This is a genomic window from Nocardioides rotundus (assembly GCF_019931675.1).
In the GTDB taxonomy this organism is placed as follows: domain Bacteria; phylum Actinomycetota; class Actinomycetes; order Propionibacteriales; family Nocardioidaceae; genus Nocardioides; species Nocardioides rotundus.
In genome coordinates this window covers 1,056,215-1,074,263 of the sequence record NZ_CP082922.1, presented here as the reverse complement: position 1 = coordinate 1,074,263, position 18,049 = coordinate 1,056,215, and the positions used below count along the sequence as shown (strand labels likewise).

Here is an 18,049-nt window from a genome sequence, read left to right as displayed (position 1 = left end):
CGCCATGCCCTCACCGGACCCCGCGATCATCCTGATCTCCGCCGACCACGCGGACACGCTGACCTCGCAGTTCTCCCGCTACGCCGGGGACTACAACGTCCGCGTCGCGCGCTCGGCGCAGGAGTCCTTCGAGATCGGCAAGGAGCTCCAGGGGTGCGGCGCGCCGGTGGCGATGTTCGTGGTCGAGTCGGCGCTGCCCGACGCCGACCTCTACCACCTGATCCAGAAGATGCGCACCTTCGTCCCCAGCGCCCGCCGGGTCGTCGTCTCCCCGTGGGAGCGGTTCCGCGCGGACGCCGAGGCCTTCCGGCACGGCCAGGCGACCGGCAAGTTCGACGCGTTCCTGCTGCTCCCCCGCGGCCGGCGGGACGAGGAGTTCCACTCCGCGATCATCGACCTGCTCAACGACTGGAACGCCACCGTCGCCACCCCCGAGGTCGACAGCATGCGGATCGTCGCGCCGGAGCGGACCGGGCTGGCGCTGCAGATCAAGGAGTACGCCGACCGCGTCGGCATGCCGTGTCGCATCTACGGCCCGGACAGCGAGGTCGGCCGGGAGGTCCTGGCGCGCTACCGGGGCGAGCCTGGCGCCTGGCCCCTCGTCGAGGCGTTCGGCCAGGGCGAGCCCGTGCATCCCTCCAGCGTCCGCGAGGTCGCGGCGGCGTTCTACGGCCGCCCCGACGACATCGAGGTGGACCAGGTGGTCGACCTGGCCATCATCGGCGCCGGGCCGGCCGGGCTCGCTGCGGCGGTGTACGGCGCCTCCGAGGGGCTGACGACCGTCGCCATCGAGAGCGAGGCGATCGGCGGCCAGGCCGGCACCAGCTCGATGATCCGCAACTACCTCGGCTTCCCCCGCGGGATCTCCGGGATGCGGCTGACCCAGCGCGCGCGGACCCAGGCGATCCGCTTCGGTGCCCGCTTCTTCACCGGCTGGCCGGTGGTCCGGGTGGAGCCCGGCCGCGACGGCGAGCCGCACACGGTGTGCACCGAGGGCGGCGACGTCCGGGCACGCGCGGTGGTGGTCAGCACGGGCGTCGACTATCGCCGCCTCGGGGTGGAGTCGCTGGAGGACCTGGTCGGCAACGGGGTGAACTACGGCGCCGCGATGGCGGCCTCCCGGGAGATGGAGGGCGCCGACGTGATCGTGGTCGGCGGCGGCAACAGCGCCGGCCAGGCCGCGATGCACCTCTCCCGCTTCGCCCGGTCCGTCACGCTGGTGGTCCGGCGCGCGGGCCTGGAGTCGACGATGTCGTCGTACCTGATCAACGAGCTGCGCTTCAACCCCCGCGTCGAGGTGCTCCCCTCGTCGCGGGTCGTCGACGGGGGCGGCGAGGGCCGGCTGGAGTGGGTGGAGCTGGAGAACGTCGACGACGGCGAGCGGCATCGGCGCGACGTCCGGGGGCTGTTCCTGCTGATCGGGGCCGAGCCGCACTGCGAGTGGCTGCCCGCCGACGTCGCCCGGGACGAGCGCGGGTTCGTGCTCACCGGGCGCGACGTACCCCAGGACCACTGGGTCGACGGCATCCCGCCGGCGGACCAGGCGACCACCGTGCCCGGCATCTTCGCCGCGGGCGACATCCGCTCCGGGTCGATGAAGCGGGTCGCCTCCGCCGCCGGCGAGGGCTCCAGCGTGGTGTCGCTGGTGCATGAGTGGCTGGGCTGATCCTTCGGGTCAGGCGCTGAGCTCGGCCCGGCGTGGCGGGTCGGCGCCCGGGCGGGAGACGGTGACGGCCGCGGCCCGAGCGGCCCAGGCGAGGATCTCGTCCCAGGGTGCCGTGGACAGCGCCGTACGACGCTCGGCGCCGAGCAGGCCGCGCTCCCACAGCGCATCCAGCATCCCGGCGCTGAAGGTGTCGCCAGCGCCGATCGTGTCCGCGACCCGGGTGCGTACCGGTGCGACCTCGCCCGACGCGTCGGCGCTCCACCACAGCGCCCCGTCGCCACCGCGGGTGACGACCACGACCTGAGGGCCGAGGGCGAGCAGGTCGCGCGCCGCCTGTTCGAGGGTACGGCCCGGCCAGAGCTCGGCGATGTCCTCGTCGGAGGCCTTCACCACGTCGGAGACCCCCACCATCTGCTCGGCCTGCGCGGTCACCTCGGGGCCGGTGCCGGTGATGCTCGTGCGGGCGTTGACGTCGAAGCTGATGGTCGCGGTGGACCGTGCCAGCGCGAGGTGGCCGTAGACCTGCTCCGCCCCCGGCGCCAGCGCGGCGCCGATGCTGCCGGCGTGCGCGACCAGCACCCGGGCACTGTCGGGGAGCGCGAGCTCGTGCAGGCGCCACTCCAGGTCGAAGTCGTACGTCGCGCCCCCGCCCTCGCACACCGTCGCGACCGCCCGCGAGGTCCGCTCGATCGCCCCCGGGTCGGTGGCGAGCCGGACGCCGGACGCGCTCAGGTGGTCGGCGACCAACCGGCCGTCCTCGTCGTCGGCGAACGCCGTCGCGAACCAGGTCGGCCTGTCCAGCCGGGCCAGCGCCACCGCCACGTTGGCCGCGCTCCCGCCCGGGTGCGAGCGGGTCTCCGGGCCGCGGCGTACGACGTCGACCAGCGACTCCCCCAGCACCAGCGCAACATCGGTGGTCTCGGTCATGGTCCCGCCTCCCCTCCCGCCCGGCTCGTCGTGCGCGTCGTGCGCGTCGTGCGCGTCGTGCGCGTCGTGCGCGTCGTACCGAACAGTACGCACCCCTGCGCCGCTTCTACCGAACAGTCGGCATCATTCTCGCGCGGGAAAGGTGCCTACTGTTCGGTACGACGAGCAGGGGTACGACGAGCGGGGGTACGCCGAGCAAGGGGGTACGAACAGCAGAACGGCGCCGACCCCCGTGGGGATCGGCGCCGTTCGTCGACCGGTACGCCGCACTCAGCGGCGGCGGGTCACTTGCTCTCGTCCTCCGTGGACTCGGCGGACTCGGCGGAGTCAGCGGACTCCTCCGCCGCGGCCTCGTCGGACGCGGGCTCGGCGGTCTCCTCGGCGGGAGCCTCCTCAGCCGCCTCGGTCTCCTCGGCGGGAGCCTCGACCGTCTCGGTCTCCTCGGCGGGAGCCTCGGCGGCCGGGGTCTCCTCGGCCTCGGTGGTCTCGGCCTCCGCAGCCGCGGGAGCCGCGGCGGTGGTGGTGGAGCCCTTCGAGGAGGGGGCCTTCGGCTCGTAGGCCTCGGTCACCAGCTCGATCACGGCCATCGGCGCGTTGTCGCCCTTGCGGGGACCGATCTTGGTGATCCGGGTGTAGCCGCCGGGACGGTCCGCGAAGGACGGGCCGATCTCGGTGAACAGCACGTGCACGACCGACTTGTCGCGGACGGTCTTGAGTACCTCGCGCCGGTTGTGCAGGTCACCCTTCTTGGCCTTGGTGATCAGCTTCTCCGCGATCGGGCGCAGGGTGCGCGCCCGGGACTCGGTGGTGGTGATCCGGCCGTGCTCGAAGAGCGCGGTCGCCAGGTTCGCCATCATCAGGCGCTGGTGGGCCGGGCTGCCGCCGTGGCGGGGACCCTTCTTGGGAGTGGGCATTGTCGACTTCTCTCTCGGGCCGTGTCAGGTACCCGGGTAGACGACCCGGACGGGTCGGTTTGCGGTGGATGCGCGGTTCAGTACTGCTCGTCCTCGACGTACGCCGAGTCGTCGCCCTCGTCCTCGCCGTAGGCCGCGAGCGCGGCGTGCGGGTCGAAGCCGGGGGCGCTGTCCTTGAGCGAGAGGCCCATCTCGACCAGCTTGGCCTTGACCTCGTCGATCGACTTGGCGCCGAAGTTGCGGATGTCCAGCAGGTCCTGCTCCGAGCGGCTGATGAGCTCACCCACGGTGTGGATGCCCTCACGCTTGAGGCAGTTGTAGGACCGGACGGTCAGCTGCAGGTCCTCGACCGGCAGGGCCAGGTCGGCAGCCAGCTGCTCGTCGACCGGCGACGGGCCGATGTCGATGCCCTCGGCCTCGACGTTGAGCTCACGGGCCAGGCCGAAGAGCTCCACCAGCGTCTTGCCGGCCGAGGCGATCGCGTCGCGGGGACGGATCGACGGCTTGGTCTCGACGTCGATGATCAGCTTGTCGAAGTCGGTGCGCTGCTCGACTCGGGTGGCCTCGACCTTGTAGGTCACCTTCAGCACGGGGCTGTAGATCGAGTCGACCGGCATCCGGCCGATCTCGTTGTCGGCACCCTTGTTCTGGACCGCGGAGACGTAGCCGCGGCCGCGCTCGACGACCAGCTCCATCTCCAGCTTGCCCTTGTCGGACAGGGTGGCGATCTTCAGGTCGGGGTTGTGCACCTCGACGCCGGCCGGCGGGGCGATGTCGGCGGCGGTGACGTCACCGGCGCCGGACTTGCGCAGGTACATCGTCACGGGCTCGTCGTGCTCGGAGGAGACGACCAGGCCCTTGAGGTTGAGGATCAGCTCGGTGACGTCCTCCTTGACGCCCTCGATGGTCGAGAACTCGTGCAGGACCGAGTCGATCTTGATGCTGGTGACGGAGGCACCGGGGATGGACGAGAGGAGGGTACGGCGCAGGGAGTTGCCGAGCGTGTAGCCGAAGCCGGGCTCGAGCGGCTCGATGACGAACCGCGACCGGAACTCGTCGACGGTCTCTTCCGACAGAGTGGGACGCTGTGCGATCAGCACTGGTGTTTTCCTTTCCGGACCCGACCGCTATTTGAAGGATCCGAACTGATCTGTGTGGGCGGCTGCTGCCCCGACGCGGCCACGGGGCCCCGTGGCCACGAGGGGGGATCCGAGGGGGCGCGAGGCCCCCTCGGTGGGGGTTACTTCTTGGAGTAGAACTCGACGATCAACTGCTCCTGGACCGGGGTCTCGATCTGAGCACGCACCGGGACGGAGTGGACCAGGATCCGCATCCGCGACGGGATGGCCTCCAGCCACGCCGGGACGACCCGCTCGCCGTGGGTCTCGCGGGCGACGACGAACGGGGTCATCTCCAGCGACTTCTCCCGCACGTCGATGATGTCGTGCTCGGTGACCTGGAAGGAGGGGATGTCGACCTTCTTGCCGTTGACCAGGAAGTGGCCGTGGGTCACCAGCTGGCGGGCGTGGCGCCGGGTCCGGGCGAACCCGGCGCGGTAGACCACGTTGTCCAGGCGGCACTCGAGCAGCTGCAGCAGGTTGTCACCCGTCTTGCCCTGCCGACGCGAGGCCTCGACGTAGTAGCGGTGGAACTGCTTCTCCAGGACGCCGTAGGTGTAGCGCGCCTTCTGCTTCTCCTGCAGCTGAGAGCGGTACTCGCTCTCCTTGATCCGGGCGCGGCCGTGCTGGCCCGGGGGGTAGGGACGACGCTCGAACGCGGCGTCGCCGCCGATCAGGTCGACGCCGAGGCGGCGCGACTTCTTGGTGATGGGGCCGGTGTAACGGGCCATGAGTGGGAGGCTCCTGTCTCTCGCTTCGTACGCGCGATGCGCGGGGTCAGACGCGGCGCCGCTTGGGCGGGCGGGCGCCGTTGTGGGGCGTGGGGGTGACGTCCTGGATGGTGCCGACCTCGAGGCCGATCGCACCCAGGGACCGGATCGCGGTCTCGCGGCCCGAGCCCGGGCCCTTCACGAAGACGTCGATCTTCTTCATCCCGTGCTCCATCGCCCGACGACCGGCGGCCTCGGCGGCCATCTGCGCGGCGTACGGCGTGGACTTGCGCGAGCCCTTGAAGCCGACGGTGCCGGCGGAGGCCCACGAGATCACCCCACCCGAGGGGTCGGTGATCGTGACGATCGTGTTGTTGAACGTGCTCTTGATGTGGGCCTCGCCCTGCGCGACGTTCTTCTTCTCCTTGCGGCGCACCTTGGACTTGGCCGCAGCCTGACGGCTCTTGGGAGGCATGTGAGTGTTCTCCTGGGGTTCTGGTCTGGAAAGCTCGTGGGAAGACCCGGGGGCTAGCGCCCCTTACTTGGCCTTCTTCTTGCCGGCGACGGTGCGCTTGGGACCCTTGCGGGTGCGCGCGTTGGTCTTGGTGCGCTGCCCGCGGACCGGAAGGCCCTGACGGTGGCGGCGACCCTGGTAGCTGCCGATCTCGATCTTGCGACGGATGTCGGCCTGCACCTCGCGGCGCAGGTCACCCTCGACCTTGATCTCCTGAGACTCGACGGCGTCGCGGAGCTTGACCAGCTCGTCATCCCCCAGCTGGTGGACCCGGGTGTTCGGGTCGACGCCCGTGCTCTCGAGGAGCTGCTGGGCGCGGGTACGGCCGATGCCGTAGATGTAGGTGAGTGCGACCTCGATGCGCTTGTCGCGCGGGAGGTCGACTCCGAGGAGGCGTGCCATGTGGCGGTCTCTCTTTCGAGTTGCACAGCGGTGTCGGTCGTGACGCATCCCGGGGATCGGCGATCTCTCGGCGACTCGGGCCCCGGCCACTGTTCCGGGGGTGGTGCAGCCGGCTCCTCTGGCGAGGACGCCGACCTGGCGTCACGAAGTGGTGGTGTTCAGTTGTGCGTGGGGTGTTCCGCTGGTGTCCTGCTCAGCCCTGGCGCTGCTTGTGGCGCGGGTTGTCGCAGATCACCATCACGCGGCCGTGGCGACGAATGACCTTGCACTTGTCGCAGATCGGCTTGACGCTCGGGTTGACCTTCATGCGGGTGTCTCTTTCTAGCGCGGCTCGAGTGATCGGCGGACGCCGGTCACTTGTACCGGTAGACGATCCGGCCTCGGGAGAGGTCGTAGGGGGACAGCTCCACCACCACGCGGTCCTCGGGGAGGATCCGGATGTAGTGCTGGCGCATCTTGCCGCTGATGTGGGCGAGAACCTTGTGCCCGTTGCTGAGCTCCACGCGGAACATCGCGTTGGGGAGGGCCTCCACGACGGTGCCCTCGATCTCGATCACGCCTTCTTTCTTCGGCATGTCCTCCACAATCTTCTTCGGCGGTGTCTACTGGTCTTCGTGTACCGGCAGCCGAGGCTGCCGGCCGGTCCGGGAACCTCCGGCCTCCCCTCGCGGGCCGACCGGTGGACCTCGTGCAGCCCCCACCGACACCCCAAACCGCGCGGGACGTCAGCACGCTCGCGAAGGAGCGTCCGGACGACCTGGCGGCAGCCGCGGGGCGCGCGACAGAAGGCCCACGTTGGACCGACATATCAGTGTAGGCGGTGGGCGGTCAGAACCCCTAATCGCGCCCTCGCGGGGCCCGGGTCAGTCGTCGTCCCAGTCGCGCCGTGGGCCGGTCGCCGCGTCCTGCTCGGCGGCGCTGCGCCGGCTGGAGACCATCAGCGAGAGCACCGCGGTGACCGCGAGGGTGCCGATGATGACGGTCAGCGAGAGCCAGATCGGGATCTCCAGCCAGCTGTACTCCAGCGGCTCGCCGCCGTTGATGAACGGCACCTCGTTCTCGTGCAGGGCGTGGAAGATCAGCTTGATGCCGATGAAGAACAGCAGGAACGCCAGACCGTAGGAGAGGTAGATCAGGCGCTGCAGCAGGCCGCCGATGAGGAAGTAGAGCTGGCGCAGGCCCATCAGCGCGAAGATGTTCGCGGTGAAGACGAGGTAGGGGTCCCGGGTCAGGCCGTAGATCGCCGGGATCGAGTCCAGGGCGAACAGCAGGTCGGTGGTGCCCAGGGTGAGGATCACCAGGAACATCGGGGTGATGACCCGCTTGCCGTTCTCCTGGACGAACAGCGCCGTGCCGTGCCATTCCTTGGTCGCCGGCAGGTGCGCCTCGGCGAAGCGGACCAGCCGGTTCTCCTCGTACTCGTCCTCGTCCTCGGCGCCCTCCTTGGCCAGCTTGACGGCGGTGTAGATCAAGAACGCGCCGAAGATGTAGAAGATCCAGGCGAACTGGTTGATCGCGGCGGCGCCGATGACGATGAAGATGCCGCGCATGATCAGCGCCATGATGATGCCGATCATCAGCGCGGTCTGCTGCAGCTTCCGCGGCACCGCGAAGCTGTTCATGATGATGATGAAGATGAACAGGTTGTCGATCGAGAGTGAGTACTCGGTCAGCCAGCCGGCGAAGAACTCCGGTCCCGGACTGGGCGAGAGCTTGTGCGGCTCGGCGAAGAGCCACAGGCAGACGCCGAAGACCACCGCGCTGCCGACGAAGAACGCCAGGTGGCGGCCCGCCTCGCCCATCGACGGCTCGTGCGGCCGGCGGGCGATCACCAGCAGGTCGACCAGCAGGATGCCGATGGTCAGGACCAGGGTGATGATCCAGACCGTCGGAGAGGCGACCGAGTCGCCGAAGATCGCATTCACGTGGGGGATTCCTCCGTAGGCGTCGTGCAGGGCGCCGCCGCGCCCGTAGCGGGTCGATCCTCGCACGGAGCGTACGTCGGCGCCATCCTGGCCCGACCCGTGGGCCTCAGCGGCCGCCGTACCCCGCGCCCATCGCGGCCAGCCGCTGCTGACCTCCGTCCAGGGCGGTGAGCACCCACGGGCCGGCCTCGGTCCAGGTGACGGAGTGCTCGAAGTGGGCGGCCCAGCGGCCGTCGCGGGTGACGACGGTCCAGTCGTCCTCCAGGGTGGCGGTGGCCGGGTCGCCGAGGACCACCATGGGCTCGATCGCCAGCGCCAGGCCGGGGACGATCTTGGGCCCCTTGCCGGCCCGGCCGATGTTGGGGACGTTCGGCGGCTGGTGCATCGCCGAGCCGATGCCGTGGCCGACGTAGTCCTCCAGGATGCCGTAGCCGCCCGCCGCCCGGACCGAGGACTCGACCGCGTGGCTGATGTCGCCGACCCGGCGCCCCAGCCCGCCGGCGGCGATCCCGGCCCACAGGGCCTCCTCGGTGGCCTCCATCAGCCGGGTGACGTCCTCCGGCACGGCGCCGAGCGCGACGGTGGTGGCGGCGTCCCCGTGCCAGCCGTCGACGATCGCTCCGCAGTCGATGGAGACGACGTCGCCGTCCTGCAGCACCCGGTCGCCGGGGATGCCGTGCACCACCTCGTCGTTGACCGAGGCGCAGATGGACCCCGGGAACCCGAGGTAGCCCTTGAACGAGGGCGTCGCGCCCGCGCCGCGGATCGTGTCCTCGGCCAGGGCGTCCAGGTCGCCGGTGGTCATGCCGGGGCGTACGGCGGAGCGCAGGGTCTCCAGCGTGCGACCGACGACCAGGCCGGCCCGGCGCATGCCGTCGAGCTGCTCGGGCGTCTTGATCTCGATGCCGCGCTCGCGGAACACCTCAGGTCAGCTCTCGGAGACCCGGTCCAGGGCCAGGAACAGCCGCTGGGTGACCTCGTGCACCTCGCCGACCCCGTCGACCTCGACCAGGAGGTCGCGCTGGCGGTAGACCTCGATCAGCGGCGCGGTCTGCTCGGCGTAGACCTCCTGACGACGCCGGATGACCTCCTCGGTGTCGTCGGCGCGGCCCTCGGTCTGCGCGCGCTGCAGCAGCCGCTGCACGAGCTCGTCGATCTCGGCGACGAGCACGGCCACGGCGTCCAGCCGGTGCCCCGTGGCCGCGATCATCCCGTCGAGCTCCTCGACCTGCGCCAGGGTGCGCGGGTAGCCGTCGAGCAGGAACCCGCGCTCGGCGTCCGCCTCGGCCAGCCGGTTGCGCACCATGGAGTTGGTGACCTCGTCGGGGACGTACTCCCCCGCGTCCATGTAGCGCTGCGCCTCGCGGCCCAGCTCGGTGCCCTCGGCCGCGTTGCGGCGGAAGATGTCGCCGGTGGAGATGGCCGGCACCCCGAAGTGCTCGGCGACATAGGTGGCCTGGGTGCCCTTGCCGGCGCCCGGAGGCCCCATGATCAGCAACCTCATCGGAGGAACCCTTCGTAGTTGCGCTGCTGCAGCTGGCTCTCGATCTGCTTCACCGTATCGAGCGCGACGCCGACCATGATCAGGATGGAGGTGCCGCCGAACGGGAAGTTCTGGTTGGCTCCGATCAGCACGATCGCGATCAGCGGGATCAGCGAGATCAGGCCCAGGTAGAGCGCGCCCGGCAGCGTGATGCGGGACAGGACGTAGGAGAGGTACCCCTCGGTCGGCTTGCCCGCCCGGATCCCGGGGATGAAGCCGCCGTACTTCTTCATGTTGTCCGCGACTTCCTCCGGGTTGAAGGTGATCGAGACGTAGAAGTAGGTGAAGAAGATGATCAACGCGAAGAAGACGGCCATGTAGAGCGGGTGCGAGCCGTCGACCAGGTAGTCGTTGAAGAACTGGATGACCGGGTTCTTGCTGCCCTGGTTGAACTGTACCGCCATGCCCGGCAGGTAGAGCAGCGAGGACGCGAAGATCACCGGGATGATGCCGGCCTGGTTCACCTTCAGCGGGATGTAGGTCGAGGAGCCGCCGAACATCTTGCGGCCGACCATCCGGCGGGCGTACTGCACGGGGATCCGGCGCTGGGCCTGCTCGATGAAGATGACCGCCGCCACGATGACCAGGCCGATCGCGATCACCACGAAGAAGGTGGCCCAGCCCTGGGTGATGCGCACCTGCCATAAGGAGCCGGGGAAGGTCGCCACCACCTGGGTGAAGATCAGGATGGACATGCCGTTGCCGACGCCGCGGTCGGTGATCAGCTCGCCCAGCCACATGATGACCGCGGTGCCCGCGGTCATGGTGAGCACCATGATCAGGAAGGTGCCGATGCCGTCGTCGTGCAGCAGCGGGACGTTGCAGCCCTGGATGAGGGTGCCGGAGCGTGCCAGCGCGACGATGCCGGAGGCCTGCAGGATCGCCAGCCCCAGGGTGAGGTAGCGGGTGTACTGGGTGATCTTGGTCTGGCCGGCCTGGCCTTCCTTCTTCAGCGCCTCCAGGCGCGGGATCACCACCACCAGCAGCTGCAGGATGATGCTCGCGGTGATGTAGGGCATGATCCCCAGCGCGAAGATGGTCAGCTGCAGGAGCGCGCCGCCGGAGAACAGGTTGATCAGGCTGTAGAGGCCCGCGTTCTCGCCCTGGGCCGCCACGTTGAGGCACTGCTGGACGTTCGCCACGTCCACACCGGGGGCGGGCACCTGGGAGCCGAGCCGGAACACCACGATGATGAACAGCACGAACAGCAGCTTGCGCCGCAGGTCCGGCGTCCGGAAAGCGTTGGCGAAGGCGCCTAGCACTGGTTCCTCTTTCTGGCGAACGTGGGTGTCCCCGCGCTCCCGGGGAAGGGCCGCGGGAAGCCTAACAGGCGGTCCCCGCGGTCCGACGGTGGTCGGAGTACGACGAGGGGCGCGGGCCGCGGCGGTCCTGCCGCCGGGCGCCCGCGCCCCTCGTCGGTGGTCGTCTCGAAGACCTCAGAGCACCGTGACGGTGCCGCCGGCGGCCTCGATCTTCTCCTTGGCCGAGGCGGAGAAGGCGTTCGCGGTCACCTGGACCGCGACGCTGATCTCGCCCTGGCCGAGGACCTTGACCGGCTGGTTGCGGCGGACCGCGCCCTTGGTCACCAGGTCCTCCACGCTCACGGTGCCGCCGTCGGGGAAGAGCTCGCCCAGGCGGTCCAGGTTCACGACCTGGAACTCGACCTTGAACGGGTTCTTGAAGCCCTTCAGCTTCGGCAGCCGCATGTGGATCGGCATCTGGCCGCCCTCGAAGCCCACCGGCACCTGGTAGCGGGCCTTGGTGCCCTTGGTGCCGCGGCCGGCGGTCTTGCCCTTGGAGCCCTCACCGCGACCCACGCGGGTCTTGGCGGTCTTGGAGCCGGGAGCCGGCTTCAGGTGATGCAGCTTCAGCGTCATCGTCACTCAACCTCCTCGACCGTGACCAGGTGGCGCACGGTCTGGACCATGCCGCGGATCTCCGGGCGGTCCTCCTTGACGACGGTGTCGCCGATCCTCTTCAGACCGAGCGACCGCATCGTCTCTCGCTGGTTCGGCTTGCAGCCGATCGTGGACTTCCTCTGCTGGACCTTCAGCTGCGCCATCAGGAGGACACCTCCTCCGAGACGCCCTCGGGCACCTCGTTGCGCGCCTTCAGCAGCGCCGCCGGGGCGACGTCCTCGACCGGGAGGCCACGGCGCGCGGCCACGGCCTCGGGCTCCTCCAGCATCCGCAGCGCCTCGACGGTCGCGTGCACGATGTTGATCTGGTTGGACGAGCCGAGGGACTTGCTGAGGATGTCGTGGATGCCGGCGCACTCCAGCACCGCACGCACCGGGCCACCCGCGATCACACCGGTACCGGGAGCGGCGGGGCGCAGCATGACCACGCCGGCCGCCTTCTCGCCCTGGACCGGGTGCGGGATGGTGCCCTGGATGCGGGGAACCTTGAAGAAGTGCTTCTTGGCCTCCTCGACGCCCTTGGCGATCGCCGCGGGCACCTCCTTGGCCTTGCCGTATCCGACGCCGACCAGTCCGTCACCGTCGCCGACGACCACGAGGGCGGTGAAGCTGAAGCGACGACCACCCTTCACGACCTTGGCGACGCGGTTGATGGCGACGACCCGCTCGACGTAGGCGGTCTTGTCGGCACCGCCGCGACGGTCGTCGCGACCCCGACGGTCGTTGCGCTCGCCTCCGCGCTGTCCGCGCTGGGCTCCGCTCATGAGTTCTACTCCTCTTCCGAAAAACTGCGCCGTGGCGTCAGAAGGTCAGGCCGCCCTCACGGGCAGCGTCGGCGAGGGCCGCGATGCGGCCGTGGTACTTGTTGCCGGCCCGGTCGAAGACCGCGGACTCGATGCCGCCCGCCTTCGCCCGCTCGGCGACCAGGGTGCCGACGCGCTTGGCCTGGGCGGTCTTGTCGCCCGCACCGCGCACGTCGGCCTCCATCGAGGACGCCGACGCCAGGGTCTTGCCGACCACGTCGTCCACCAGCTGCACGGTGATGTGCTTGGAGGACCGGGTGACGACCAGGCGCGGACGCTCCGCGGTGCCGTTGATCTTCTTGCGGCCCCGGATCTGACGGCGCTGCCGCGACTTGGCGCGCCCCTCCAGGTGCTTGTTGTGCTTGAGCGTGATGGCCATCGTCACTTACCAGCCTTTCCGACCTTGCGGCGGATGTGCTCCCCGGCGTAGCGGACACCCTTGCCCTTGTACGGCTCGGGCTTGCGCAGCTTGCGGATCTTGGCGGCGGTCTCGCCGACCAGCTGCTTGTCGATGCCCTGGACCCCGAGCTTGGTGGGGCCCTCGACCGAGAAGGTGATGCCCTCGGGAGCGTTGAACGTGATGGGGTGGGAGTACCCGAGCTGGAACTCCAGCTGGGTCGGTCCCTTGGACAGCACGCGGTAGCCGACGCCGACGATCTCGAGCTTCTTCTCGTAGCCGTCGGTCACGCCGGTGACCATGTTGCTGATCAGGGTGCGGGTCAGGCCGTGCAGCGCCTTGCTGCGGCGCTCGTCGTCGGGGCGGTTGACCTGCAGCTCGCCCTCGCCCTGCTCGACGGTGATCGGCGCGGCCACGGTGTGCGACAGCTCGCCCTTGGGACCCTTGACGGTCACCACCGAGCTGTCGATGCTCACCATGACGCCGGACGGCACCGCGATGGGCAGCTTGCCAATGCGCGACATGCTTCTCTCTCCTTCGCAGTACTTCTTGTCACCAGACGTAGGCGAGGACTTCCCCACCCACGCCCTTCTGGTTGGCCTGGCGGTCGGTGAGCAGGCCCTGGCTGGTCGAGATGATCGCGACGCCGAGCCCGCCGAGCACCTTGGGCAGCCCGGTGTGCTTGGCGTAGACCCGCAGACCGGGCTTGCTGATCCGGCGCACGCCCGCGATGGAGCGCTCCCGGTTGCGGCCGTACTTCAGCGTGATGGTGAGGGTCTTCCCCACCGCAGGCTGGCCGTCGTCGGTGGTGTTGTCCGCGACCTCCCAGGAGGTGATGTACCCCTCCTGCTGGAGGATCTCGGCGACGCCGGCCTTCAGCTTGCTGAAGGGCATCGACACGTCGTCGTGGTACGCCTGGTTGGCGTTGCGCAGACGGGTCAGCATGTCTGCGATCGGGTCAGTCATCGTCATGGTTGATGCGTTCTCTCTCTTCTGCGGTTTCCACACGAGCCGGGCTCGTGGGACCTTCAGCGGTCAGTGTGGGGTGAGCGACTCACCAGCTGGACTTGGTCACGCCCGGCAGCTCGCCGCGGTGAGCCATCTCGCGCAGGCAGATCCGGCACAGGCCGAACTTGCGGTAGACGGCCTTGGGACGGCCGCAGCGCTGGCACCGGGTGTAGCCGCGCGAGCTGAACTTCGGCTTGCGCGCCGCCTTCACCTTGAGGGCAGTCTTCGCCATGTGTCAGTTCTCCTTGAACGGGAAGCCCAGCTGCTTGAGCAGCGAGCGGCCCTCGTCGTCGTTGGTGGCGGTGGTGACGATCGTGATGTCCATGCCCCGCGACCGGTCGATCCGGTCCTGGTTGATCTCGTGGAACATGACCTGCTCGGTCAGGCCGAAGGTGTAGTTGCCACGCCCGTCGAACTGCCGCGGCGAGAGGCCGCGGAAGTCCCGGATCCGGGGCAGGGCCAGGCTGAGCAGCCGGTCCAGGAACTCCCACATCCGGTCCCCGCGCAGGGTGGTGTGCGCGCCGATCGGCATGCCCTCGCGCAGCTTGAACTGCGCGATGGACTTGCGGGCCCGGGTGACCAGCGGCTTCTGGCCGGTGATCGCGGTCAGGTCGCGGACGGCGCCCTCGATCAGCTTGGAGTCACGCGCGGCCTCGCCGACGCCCATGTTGACCACGATCTTGGTCAGGCCCGGCACCTGCATGACGTTCTGGATGTCGAACTCGCTCTGCAGCGCGGGGAGGATCTCCTCGCGGTAGCGGGTCTTCAGCCGCGGGGTCACCTTCTCCTCGGTGGCCGCAGCGGCCTCGGTGGCCTCGGTCTGCGTCTCGGTCACCTCAGATCTCCTTCCCGGTCTTGCGGCTCACGCGCACGCCGCGAGTGCCGGCGTACTCCGAACCGTCGGGGCGCCGCTTGAGCACCTCTTCACGCTTGAAGCCGACCCGCGTCACGCCGCCGCCCTCGACCAGCATCACGTTGGACACGTGGATCGGGGCCTCGGTGGTGATGATGCCGCCGGTGTTGCCCTCGGCGCCGGTGTTCACCGCACGGGTGTGCTTCTTGATCCGGTTGACGCCCTCGACGATGACGCGCTCCTTCTCCCGAAGGACCGCGATCACCTTGCCCTCGGCGCCCTTGTCCTTGCCGGCGATCACCTTGACGGTGTCGCCCTTGCGAATCTTCATGCCCTTGGCCATTTCTTCAGAGCACCTCCGGCGCGAGCGAGATGATCCTCATGAACCGCTTGTCCCGCAGCTCGCGGCCCACCGGGCCGAAGATGCGGGTGCCTCGGGGCTCGCCGTCGTTCTTGAGGATGACCGCCGCGTTCTCGTCGAAGCGGATGTAGGAACCGTCGGGACGACGGCGCTCCTTGACGGTGCGGACGACGACGGCCTTGACCACGTCGCCCTTCTTGACGTTGCCGCCCGGGATCGCGTCCTTGACGGTGGCGACGATGATGTCGCCGATACCGGCGTAGCGACGACCGGAACCGCCGAGAACACGGATGCAGAGGATCTCCTTCGCACCGGTGTTGTCGGCGACCTTGAGTCGCGACTCCTGCTGAATCATCTGTTTCTCCTGGTTGTCGTGCCGGTTCTCGCCGCCTCAGCGGACCGCGAGCCTGGCCGAACGGATGGGTTGCTGCCGGCGCTCGGTCTTACTTCGCGCGCTCGAGGATCTGCACGACGCGCCACCGCTTGGTGGCCGAGAGCGGACGGGTCTCCATGATCTGGACCCGGTCGCCCACGTTCGCGTCGTTCTCCTCGTCGTGCGCCTTGAGCCGGGAGGTCTGTCGCATGACCTTGCCGTAGAGCGCGTGCTTGACGCGGTCCTCGACGGCCACCACGACGGTCTTGTCCATCTTGTCGCTGACCACGAGGCCCTCGCGCACCTTGCGGCTCTTGCGCTCGGGGGCCTCGGACGGGGTCGCCTGCTCGCTCATGCGTCGTCCTTCTCCTCGGTGCCCGGCGCCGTCCGGATGCCGAGCTCGCGCTCACGCACCACGGTGTAGATCCGGGCGATGTCCTTCTTGACCGTCTTGAGCCGGCCGTGGCTCTCCAGCTGGCCGGTGGCCGCCTGGAATCGGAGGTTGAACAGCTCCTCCTTGGCCTCCCGGAGACGGGTCTCCAGGTCGGCCGGGGCGAGCTCGTCGAGCTCGAAGGCCTTCGTCTGGCTGCTGGCCATCAGAATTCACCACCCTCGCGGGACACGAACCGGCACTTCATGGGGAGCTTGTGCATCGCACGGCGCATGGCCTCGCGGGCCACGTCCTCGGACACACCGGACAGCTCGAACATGATGCGGCCGGGCTTGACGTTGGCGACCCACCACTCCGGCGAGCCCTTACCGGAGCCCATGCGGGTCTCGGCGGGCTTCTTGGTCAGCGGGCGGTCGGGGTAGATGTTGATCCACACCTTGCCGCCACGCTTGATGTGCCGGGTCATGGCGATACGCGCGGACTCGATCTGGCGGTTGGTCACGTAGTGGCCCTCGACCGCCTGGATGCCGAAGTCACCGAAGGCCAGCGAGGTGCCACCCTTGGCCGCGCCGCGGCGCTTGGGGTGGTGCTGCTTGCGGTGCTTGATCCGTCGGGGCATCAGCATGGGACTCAGCCCTCCTGTCCGGTGGCGGCAGCCTCCGCGACCGGGGCCGACTCGGTGGCCTCGGTGGGAGCCTGGCTCGCCTGCTCGTTGCGGGGGGCGCGGTCACCGCGGTCGCCGCGGTTGCCACGGTTGGGGCGGTCCCCACCGCGGCCCCGGCCACCACGACCCGGCGCACCGGCCCGGGCGGCAGCCTGGGCCTGGCGCTCGGCGCGGGTGCCCGCGACCTCGCCCTTGTAGATCCAGACCTTCACGCCGATCCGGCCGAAGGTCGTCTTGGCCTCGTAGAAGCCGTAGTCGATGTCCGCACGGAGCGTGTGCAGCGGCACCCGGCCCTCGCGGTAGAACTCGGTCCGCGACATCTCCGCGCCGTTGAGCCGGCCGGAGCACTGGATCCGGATGCCCTTGGCGCCCGAGCGCATGGTCGTCTGCATCGCCTTGCGCATCGCGCGACGGAACTGCACGCGCCCGGCGAGCTGCTCGGCCACGCCCTGGGCGACCAACTGAGCGTCCACCTCGGGCTGCTTGACCTCGAGGATGTTCAGCTGCACCTGCTTGCCGGTGAGCTTCTCCAGCTCGCCGCGGATGCGGTCGGCCTCGGCGCCGCGACGGCCGATCACGATGCCCGGACGGGCGGTGTGGATGTCCACCCGGACCCGGTCGCGGGTGCGCTCGATCTCGACCTTGGCGATGCCGGCCCGCTCCATGCCCTTGGTGAGCAGCTTGCGGATCGCGACGTCCTCGCCGACGTAGTCCTTGTACAGCTTGTCGGCGTACCACCGGCTCTTGTGGTCGGTGGAGATGCCCAGGCGGAAGCCGTTCGGGTTGATCTTCTGGCCCATCAGTCAGCCTGTCCCTTCTTCACCGGCTTCTTCTTGGTCGCAGCGACGACGTCCGCCTGCTGGACCACCAGGGTGATGTGGCTCGTACGCTTGTTGATCCGCGTGGCGCGACCCTGCGCACGGGGACGCCACCGCTTCATGGTGGGGCCCTCGTCGACCATCGCCTTGGACAGCACGAGCTGTCCGTCGAGGTTCTCCGCGGCGGCGTTCGCCACGGCGCTCTCCAGGGTCTTGCGGACGGTCTGCGCGGCCGCCTGCGGCGCGAAGGCCAAGATGTCCAGGGCCTCCTCCACGGGCAGGCCGCGAACCATGTCGACGACCCGGCGCGCCTTCATCGGCGTGATCCGGGTGTACCGCGCACTCGCGAAGGCGCCCGGCTGGTCGCCGAGCAGCGAATCGCGGCGGGCGCTGCTGCGCCGGCGCTCGGTTACGCTCATGTGCTCGTTCTCTCCAGTCTCTTCTTCAAGGCCCCGCTCAGCGGCGGCGGCCCTTCCGGTCTTCCTTCACGTGCCCGCGGAAGGTGCGGGTCGGCGCGAACTCTCCCAGCTTGTGACCGACCATGGAGTCGGTCACGAACACCGGAACGTGCTTGCGGCCGTCGTGCACGGCGATCGTGTGGCCGATCATGGCCGGGACGATCATCGAGCGGCGCGACCAGGTCTTGATGACGTTGTGGCTGCCCTTGTCGTTCTCCGCGTCCACCTTCTTCATCAGGTGGTCGTCGACGAAGGGGCCCTTCTTCAGGCTGCGAGGCATCTTCTA

General features: G+C 69.3%; 29 protein-coding genes. 1 reads left to right on the top strand and 28 read right to left on the bottom strand.

Annotation, left to right across the window (positions count from 1 at the left end; all coding sequences use genetic code 11):
• Positions 1–4: 4 nt before the first annotated feature.
• On the top strand, positions 5–1,666 hold the full coding sequence (locus K8W59_RS05325) for an FAD-dependent oxidoreductase (protein WP_223397770.1): 1,662 nt from the start codon (positions 5–7) through the stop codon (positions 1,664–1,666).
• A 9-nt stretch (positions 1,667–1,675) separates the two neighbouring features.
• On the opposite strand, the gene K8W59_RS05320 is transcribed toward K8W59_RS05325, so the two are convergent.
• The 28 genes from K8W59_RS05320 to rpsS all read right to left on the bottom strand — a co-directional run bounded on the left by K8W59_RS05320 (position 1,676) and on the right by rpsS (position 18,043).
• A complete protein-coding gene (locus K8W59_RS05320) occupies positions 1,676–2,686 on the bottom strand; it encodes a PfkB family carbohydrate kinase (RefSeq protein ID WP_223397769.1) in 1,011 nt (336 codons plus the stop codon).
• Positions 2,687–2,877: 191 nt separating this feature from the next.
• The gene (gene rplQ / locus K8W59_RS05315) at positions 2,878–3,507 is read right to left on the bottom strand and encodes a 50S ribosomal protein L17 (RefSeq protein WP_223397768.1); all 630 of its coding nucleotides are present in this window, start codon (positions 3,505–3,507) and stop codon (positions 2,878–2,880) included.
• Positions 3,508–3,584: 77 nt separating this feature from the next.
• Positions 3,585–4,607: a DNA-directed RNA polymerase subunit alpha gene (locus K8W59_RS05310; RefSeq protein ID WP_223397767.1), complete on the bottom strand. Its 1,023-nt coding sequence runs from the start codon at positions 4,605–4,607 to the stop codon at positions 3,585–3,587.
• 140 nt (positions 4,608–4,747) lie between these two features.
• Entirely contained in the window at positions 4,748–5,356 is a 609-nt protein-coding gene (gene rpsD / locus K8W59_RS05305; protein WP_223397766.1) for a 30S ribosomal protein S4, read from the bottom strand.
• Positions 5,357–5,402: 46 nt separating this feature from the next.
• The gene (gene rpsK / locus K8W59_RS05300; protein WP_223397763.1) at positions 5,403–5,810 is read right to left on the bottom strand and encodes a 30S ribosomal protein S11; all 408 of its coding nucleotides are present in this window, start codon (positions 5,808–5,810) and stop codon (positions 5,403–5,405) included.
• Positions 5,811–5,873: 63 nt separating this feature from the next.
• The gene (gene rpsM, locus K8W59_RS05295; protein ID WP_223397761.1) at positions 5,874–6,251 is read right to left on the bottom strand and encodes a 30S ribosomal protein S13; all 378 of its coding nucleotides are present in this window, start codon (positions 6,249–6,251) and stop codon (positions 5,874–5,876) included.
• 193 nt (positions 6,252–6,444) lie between these two features.
• Positions 6,445–6,558 (bottom strand): 50S ribosomal protein L36, encoded by a 114-nt coding sequence (rpmJ, locus tag K8W59_RS05290; protein WP_028656369.1) that lies wholly within the window; start codon positions 6,556–6,558, stop codon positions 6,445–6,447.
• Positions 6,559–6,604: 46 nt separating this feature from the next.
• Complete coding sequence (gene infA / locus K8W59_RS05285) at positions 6,605–6,826, bottom strand: translation initiation factor IF-1 (protein ID WP_136569982.1); 222 nt, start codon at positions 6,824–6,826, stop codon at positions 6,605–6,607.
• A gap of 288 nt (positions 6,827–7,114) precedes the next feature.
• On the bottom strand, positions 7,115–8,167 hold the full coding sequence (locus K8W59_RS05280; protein WP_223399740.1) for a TerC family protein: 1,053 nt from the start codon (positions 8,165–8,167) through the stop codon (positions 7,115–7,117).
• A gap of 115 nt (positions 8,168–8,282) precedes the next feature.
• Positions 8,283–9,098, bottom strand: coding sequence for a type I methionyl aminopeptidase (map, locus tag K8W59_RS05275; RefSeq protein WP_223397758.1), 816 nt, complete (start codon positions 9,096–9,098; stop codon positions 8,283–8,285).
• A gap of 6 nt (positions 9,099–9,104) precedes the next feature.
• Positions 9,105–9,680, bottom strand: coding sequence for an adenylate kinase (locus K8W59_RS05270; RefSeq protein ID WP_223397756.1), 576 nt, complete (start codon positions 9,678–9,680; stop codon positions 9,105–9,107).
• The gene (gene secY, locus K8W59_RS05265; protein WP_223397755.1) at positions 9,677–10,981 is read right to left on the bottom strand and encodes a preprotein translocase subunit SecY; all 1,305 of its coding nucleotides are present in this window, start codon (positions 10,979–10,981) and stop codon (positions 9,677–9,679) included. The genes K8W59_RS05270 and secY overlap by 4 nt, the downstream gene beginning before the upstream one ends.
• Before the next feature lie 174 nt (positions 10,982–11,155).
• Complete coding sequence (gene rplO / locus K8W59_RS05260; RefSeq protein WP_223399739.1) at positions 11,156–11,596, bottom strand: 50S ribosomal protein L15; 441 nt, start codon at positions 11,594–11,596, stop codon at positions 11,156–11,158.
• Between the two features lie 2 nt (positions 11,597–11,598).
• Entirely contained in the window at positions 11,599–11,781 is a 183-nt protein-coding gene (gene rpmD, locus K8W59_RS05255; RefSeq protein ID WP_223397754.1) for a 50S ribosomal protein L30, read from the bottom strand.
• Complete coding sequence (gene rpsE / locus K8W59_RS05250; RefSeq protein ID WP_223397753.1) at positions 11,781–12,401, bottom strand: 30S ribosomal protein S5; 621 nt, start codon at positions 12,399–12,401, stop codon at positions 11,781–11,783. Before rpsE ends, rpmD begins: the two co-directional genes overlap by 1 nt.
• Positions 12,402–12,438: 37 nt before the next feature.
• Complete coding sequence (gene rplR / locus K8W59_RS05245; RefSeq protein WP_223399738.1) at positions 12,439–12,819, bottom strand: 50S ribosomal protein L18; 381 nt, start codon at positions 12,817–12,819, stop codon at positions 12,439–12,441.
• Positions 12,820–12,821: 2 nt separating this feature from the next.
• Entirely contained in the window at positions 12,822–13,361 is a 540-nt protein-coding gene (gene rplF / locus K8W59_RS05240) for a 50S ribosomal protein L6 (protein ID WP_223397752.1), read from the bottom strand.
• A 28-nt stretch (positions 13,362–13,389) separates the two neighbouring features.
• Positions 13,390–13,809 (bottom strand): 30S ribosomal protein S8, encoded by a 420-nt coding sequence (rpsH, locus tag K8W59_RS05235; protein ID WP_223397749.1) that lies wholly within the window; start codon positions 13,807–13,809, stop codon positions 13,390–13,392.
• Positions 13,810–13,891: 82 nt separating this feature from the next.
• The gene (locus tag K8W59_RS05230; protein ID WP_223397748.1) at positions 13,892–14,077 is read right to left on the bottom strand and encodes a type Z 30S ribosomal protein S14; all 186 of its coding nucleotides are present in this window, start codon (positions 14,075–14,077) and stop codon (positions 13,892–13,894) included.
• 3 nt (positions 14,078–14,080) lie between these two features.
• The gene (gene rplE / locus K8W59_RS05225) at positions 14,081–14,680 is read right to left on the bottom strand and encodes a 50S ribosomal protein L5 (RefSeq protein WP_317846312.1); all 600 of its coding nucleotides are present in this window, start codon (positions 14,678–14,680) and stop codon (positions 14,081–14,083) included.
• A 1-nt stretch (position 14,681) separates the two neighbouring features.
• Complete coding sequence (gene rplX, locus K8W59_RS05220; protein WP_223397747.1) at positions 14,682–15,029, bottom strand: 50S ribosomal protein L24; 348 nt, start codon at positions 15,027–15,029, stop codon at positions 14,682–14,684.
• Between the two features lie 16 nt (positions 15,030–15,045).
• Positions 15,046–15,414, bottom strand: a complete 369-nt coding sequence (gene rplN / locus K8W59_RS05215) for a 50S ribosomal protein L14 (protein ID WP_223397746.1) — start codon at positions 15,412–15,414, stop codon at positions 15,046–15,048.
• 88 nt (positions 15,415–15,502) lie between these two features.
• On the bottom strand, positions 15,503–15,787 hold the full coding sequence (gene rpsQ, locus K8W59_RS05210; protein WP_223397745.1) for a 30S ribosomal protein S17: 285 nt from the start codon (positions 15,785–15,787) through the stop codon (positions 15,503–15,505).
• Complete coding sequence (gene rpmC, locus K8W59_RS05205) at positions 15,784–16,029, bottom strand: 50S ribosomal protein L29 (RefSeq protein ID WP_223397743.1); 246 nt, start codon at positions 16,027–16,029, stop codon at positions 15,784–15,786. Before rpmC ends, rpsQ begins: the two co-directional genes overlap by 4 nt.
• Positions 16,029–16,448 (bottom strand): 50S ribosomal protein L16, encoded by a 420-nt coding sequence (rplP, locus tag K8W59_RS05200; protein ID WP_223397740.1) that lies wholly within the window; start codon positions 16,446–16,448, stop codon positions 16,029–16,031. The genes rpmC and rplP overlap by 1 nt, the downstream gene beginning before the upstream one ends.
• A gap of 5 nt (positions 16,449–16,453) precedes the next feature.
• Positions 16,454–17,287 carry a 30S ribosomal protein S3 gene (gene rpsC / locus K8W59_RS05195; RefSeq protein ID WP_223397737.1) on the bottom strand — a complete coding sequence of 278 codons (834 nt, stop codon included), beginning with the start codon at positions 17,285–17,287 and terminating at the stop codon, positions 16,454–16,456.
• A complete protein-coding gene (gene rplV / locus K8W59_RS05190; protein WP_223397734.1) occupies positions 17,287–17,724 on the bottom strand; it encodes a 50S ribosomal protein L22 in 438 nt (145 codons plus the stop codon). The genes rpsC and rplV overlap by 1 nt, the downstream gene beginning before the upstream one ends.
• Before the next feature lie 37 nt (positions 17,725–17,761).
• Positions 17,762–18,043 carry a 30S ribosomal protein S19 gene (gene rpsS / locus K8W59_RS05185; RefSeq protein ID WP_223397733.1) on the bottom strand — a complete coding sequence of 94 codons (282 nt, stop codon included), beginning with the start codon at positions 18,041–18,043 and terminating at the stop codon, positions 17,762–17,764.
• Between the last annotated feature and the right edge of the window lie 6 nt (positions 18,044–18,049).

What these genes read in the sequence shown, in the direction of transcription:
- K8W59_RS05325 (WP_223397770.1), top strand. Translation starts at nt 5, where the DNA reads ATGCCCTCACCGGACCCCGCGATCATCCTGATCTCCGCCGACCACGCG.
- rplQ (WP_223397768.1), bottom strand. Translation starts at nt 3,507, where the DNA reads ATGCCCACTCCCAAGAAGGGTCCCCGCCACGGCGGCAGCCCGGCCCAC.
- rpsD (WP_223397766.1), bottom strand. Translation starts at nt 5,356, where the DNA reads ATGGCCCGTTACACCGGCCCCATCACCAAGAAGTCGCGCCGCCTCGGC.
- rpsK (WP_223397763.1), bottom strand. Translation starts at nt 5,810, where the DNA reads ATGCCTCCCAAGAGCCGTCAGGCTGCGGCCAAGTCCAAGGTGCGCCGC.
- rpsM (WP_223397761.1), bottom strand. Translation starts at nt 6,251, where the DNA reads ATGGCACGCCTCCTCGGAGTCGACCTCCCGCGCGACAAGCGCATCGAG.
- rpmJ (WP_028656369.1), bottom strand. Translation starts at nt 6,558, where the DNA reads ATGAAGGTCAACCCGAGCGTCAAGCCGATCTGCGACAAGTGCAAGGTC.
- infA (WP_136569982.1), bottom strand. Translation starts at nt 6,826, where the DNA reads ATGCCGAAGAAAGAAGGCGTGATCGAGATCGAGGGCACCGTCGTGGAG.
- K8W59_RS05270 (WP_223397756.1), bottom strand. Translation starts at nt 9,680, where the DNA reads ATGAGGTTGCTGATCATGGGGCCTCCGGGCGCCGGCAAGGGCACCCAG.
- rplO (WP_223399739.1), bottom strand. Translation starts at nt 11,596, where the DNA reads ATGACGCTGAAGCTGCATCACCTGAAGCCGGCTCCCGGCTCCAAGACC.
- rpmD (WP_223397754.1), bottom strand. Translation starts at nt 11,781, where the DNA reads ATGGCGCAGCTGAAGGTCCAGCAGAGGAAGTCCACGATCGGCTGCAAG.
- rpsE (WP_223397753.1), bottom strand. Translation starts at nt 12,401, where the DNA reads ATGAGCGGAGCCCAGCGCGGACAGCGCGGAGGCGAGCGCAACGACCGT.
- rplR (WP_223399738.1), bottom strand. Translation starts at nt 12,819, where the DNA reads ATGGCCATCACGCTCAAGCACAACAAGCACCTGGAGGGGCGCGCCAAG.
- rplF (WP_223397752.1), bottom strand. Translation starts at nt 13,361, where the DNA reads ATGTCGCGCATTGGCAAGCTGCCCATCGCGGTGCCGTCCGGCGTCATG.
- rpsH (WP_223397749.1), bottom strand. Translation starts at nt 13,809, where the DNA reads ATGACGATGACTGACCCGATCGCAGACATGCTGACCCGTCTGCGCAAC.
- K8W59_RS05230 (WP_223397748.1), bottom strand. Translation starts at nt 14,077, where the DNA reads ATGGCGAAGACTGCCCTCAAGGTGAAGGCGGCGCGCAAGCCGAAGTTC.
- rplX (WP_223397747.1), bottom strand. Translation starts at nt 15,029, where the DNA reads ATGAAGATTCGCAAGGGCGACACCGTCAAGGTGATCGCCGGCAAGGAC.
- rplN (WP_223397746.1), bottom strand. Translation starts at nt 15,414, where the DNA reads ATGATTCAGCAGGAGTCGCGACTCAAGGTCGCCGACAACACCGGTGCG.
- rpsQ (WP_223397745.1), bottom strand. Translation starts at nt 15,787, where the DNA reads ATGAGCGAGCAGGCGACCCCGTCCGAGGCCCCCGAGCGCAAGAGCCGC.
- rpmC (WP_223397743.1), bottom strand. Translation starts at nt 16,029, where the DNA reads ATGGCCAGCAGCCAGACGAAGGCCTTCGAGCTCGACGAGCTCGCCCCG.
- rplP (WP_223397740.1), bottom strand. Translation starts at nt 16,448, where the DNA reads ATGCTGATGCCCCGACGGATCAAGCACCGCAAGCAGCACCACCCCAAG.
- rpsC (WP_223397737.1), bottom strand. Translation starts at nt 17,287, where the DNA reads ATGGGCCAGAAGATCAACCCGAACGGCTTCCGCCTGGGCATCTCCACC.
- rplV (WP_223397734.1), bottom strand. Translation starts at nt 17,724, where the DNA reads ATGAGCGTAACCGAGCGCCGGCGCAGCAGCGCCCGCCGCGATTCGCTG.
- rpsS (WP_223397733.1), bottom strand. Translation starts at nt 18,043, where the DNA reads ATGCCTCGCAGCCTGAAGAAGGGCCCCTTCGTCGACGACCACCTGATG.